This is a genomic window from Acidobacteriota bacterium (assembly GCA_003696075.1).
Taxonomy (GTDB): Bacteria; Acidobacteriota; Polarisedimenticolia; order J045; family J045; genus J045.
In genome coordinates this window covers 1-2,646 of sequence record RFHH01000118.1, presented here as the reverse complement: position 1 = coordinate 2,646, position 2,646 = coordinate 1, and the positions used below count along the sequence as shown (strand labels likewise).

Annotated in this window: 3 protein-coding genes; all 3 read right to left on the bottom strand. The window is 70.7% G+C overall.

All coding sequences use genetic code 11. From position 1 onward, the window contains the following. Positions 1-258 (bottom strand): acetyl-CoA carboxylase, biotin carboxyl carrier protein (locus D6718_07370; GenBank protein RMG45447.1); only part of this gene is annotated, 258 nt, incomplete at its 3' end. A 99-nt stretch (positions 259-357) separates the two neighbouring features. Next, a complete protein-coding gene (locus D6718_07365; GenBank protein ID RMG45446.1) occupies positions 358-912 on the bottom strand; it encodes a hypothetical protein in 555 nt (184 codons plus the stop codon). Between the two features lie 22 nt (positions 913-934). Next, on the bottom strand, positions 935-2,646 hold a 1,712-nt coding region (pilQ, locus tag D6718_07360; GenBank protein ID RMG45445.1), incomplete at its 5' end, for a type IV pilus secretin PilQ.

Genomic DNA, 2,646 nt, shown 5'->3' with positions numbered 1-2,646 from the left:
GATCTCGGCCTCCGCGGCGGCAGGCGCCTTCTCCACCGCCGCACCGGCGGAAGCGGTCTCGGGGGCGGGCGGGGTCGCCGCGGCCGGGGCGGCCGGGACGGCGGCCGGCAGGGGGACCGCCACCGCGCCCTCGGGGGCGCCGTTCACCGGGCGGTCCTTGACGACGCGCAGGCGGAACCCCTCGAGCTCCAGCTCGACCTCGTGGAACCCCGCGTTCTTGACGAACCGCAGCAGGTCCTTGATTTCCCGGGCGTCCAACGCAGACCTCCGGCGGCGCCAGCCGGCCGGCGCCGCTTCGACGCCCGGGATGCTACCACGGCCGCCCGCCGCCGAGCAGCGGCGGGCGGCCCCGGCGCCTCAGTTCCCCGTGCAGACGGTGGCCGGCTCCACCGCGGTCCAGCCGACCGCGGTGGCGGGGTTGCCGGCGATGTCGTGGCCGCGGAAGGTGAGCTGGATGTTTCCGCGGCTGTTCAGCGAGAAGTAAGTGGGAATGTCCGCTCCGAGGACGGTGGTGACGTCGACATCGGCGGTCCCGCCGGCGGGAACGGTCACGGTGATCGTTTCCGTGCGCTGCGGCGGGACGCCACCCGCCGTCATCTGGTAGTCGATCGTCACCTGATTGAAGATCACGTCGTTCAGGTTCGACGAAGCCGACCCGCGCATCCGCGAGTCGAGCGTCACCGTCTGCTGCACGGAGGTGAAGGTCTGCGTATCGACGGTCCCGTCGCCGTTGGTGTCGACCCCCTCGCCGTCCACGTCCACGCAGGCGCTCGTCGGGTTGAACGCCGCGACCGCGACCAGGTTCGACGAGATGTCGGGATCGTCGATGTCGCCGTTGCAGGCGGCGAGGAGCGCAGCGGCGATCAAGCCGAGCGCGATGATGGGGAGCAGGGTGATGCGGCTGGCATGCATACCGTCTTCTCCGTGCCTGGCGTCAGGACGCCTTGATGATCCGCGGGGTGAGGAAGATCAGCAGCTCACGGTTGCGCGTCTGCTCGTTGCGCGAGCGGAACAGCCAACCGAGTCCGGGGATCTTCCGCAGCACCGGCACGCCGGATTCGCTCCGGCCCTCGTTCACGGTAAAGATCCCACCGATCACCGTCGTGCCGCCGTCGGCGATCAGGACCTTCGTTTGGGCGCGCTGCGTGTTGATCGCCGGGACCTCGCCCACCGTGTTGACGAAGTCGGGCGAGTTGTTCTCGACCTCGATATCGAGGACCACGGTCCCTTCCGCCGTGATCTGAGGCGTGCAGCGCAACCTCAGCGACGCGGAGACGAACCGGACGTCGATCTCGGTCGCCGTCGTGCTGACGATCGGGATGCGGACGCCCTGCTCGATCTCCGCCGGCTCGTTGTTCTGCGTGGCGACCTTGGGCGACGAGAGGCGCCGCGCGTACCCCTCGGTCTCGAGCGCGTCGAGCGTGACATCGAGGGTGAACGAGTCCAGAACGTTGCCGAAGGAGAAGCCCAGCGCCGAGGCCGCCGGGTTCCGCGGCAGGTTCAGATCGTAGTTCACCGAAGCCCTGTTGGGGAACTGGAGCCCCGTCGCCGTGCCGAGGTTCGGGTCGGCATTCGCCGAGGCGCCCCAGCTGATCCCGAGGTCCTCGACAAAGTCACGGGAGACCTCCACGATCCGCGCCTGGATCATCACCTGAGGGGTCTCGGCGTCGAGGGTGCTGAGCAGCCGGTCGATCGCCTCGATCCGGGAAGGGATGTCCCGGATGATCAGCGTGTTCGTGCGCTCGTCGACGATCACCCGGCCTTTCTGGCTGAGGATCGCGTCGCGCACCACCTGCTCGACGTCCTTAGCCTTGGCGTAGGAGAGGGTTCGGGTGATCGTCACGGGCGGTGCCTCGAGCTCCTTGGCCTCCCGCAGCGCCTTCCGCGCCGAGGCCTCCTCGGCCAGCTTCGAGATCGGCGCGATCCGGACGACGTTCCCCTCGAGCACCATGTCGAGGCCGTTGTTCTTGAGGATCAGCTCCAACGCCTGGTCCCACGGCACCTTGTCCACGACGATGGTGACGGTGCCGGAGACGGCCGGATCGAGGACGAAGTTGAGGCCGGAGATCTCGTGGAACAGGCCGAAGACCTGCTTGATGTCCGCATCGACGAGGTTGAGCGTGATCGGCCTACCGGTGTAGGTGCGCCGGACATCCTCGATGGTCTTCGTCTCGGCCGAGGGGAGCGGGATGGCACCCCGGGAGCTCTCCGCCCGGTAGCTCTCGGTCTCGGGCTCGACCGGAGCGGGGGCGAGCGGCGCGGCGGCCGCCGCCTCCTCGATCACGCGCTCGATCTCCTCGTCGGCCCACGTTCGGGCCGCCTCGTCGGACGAGGAGGCCACCGGCGCAGGCTCGGGCGCCGGCTCGGCCGCCGGAACCTCCAGCGCGGCAGGCTCGGGCGCCGGCTCGACCGCCGGAACCTCCACCGCCGCAGGCTCGGGCGCCGGCTCGACCGCCGGAACCTCCAGCGCCGCAGGCTCGGGCGCCGGCTCGACCGCCGGAACCTCCAATGCCGCAGCCTCGGGCGCCGGCTCGGCCGCCGGAACCTCCAGCGCCGCAGGCTCGGGCGCCGGCTCGGCCGCCGGAACCTCCACCGCCGCGGGCTCGGGCGCCGGCTCGGCCGCCGGAACCTCCACCGCCGCGGGCT

Coding starts and splice junctions, on each gene's coding strand:
- D6718_07365 (RMG45446.1), bottom strand. CDS start 912: ATGCATGCCAGCCGCATCACCCTGCTCCCCATCATCGCGCTCGGCTTG.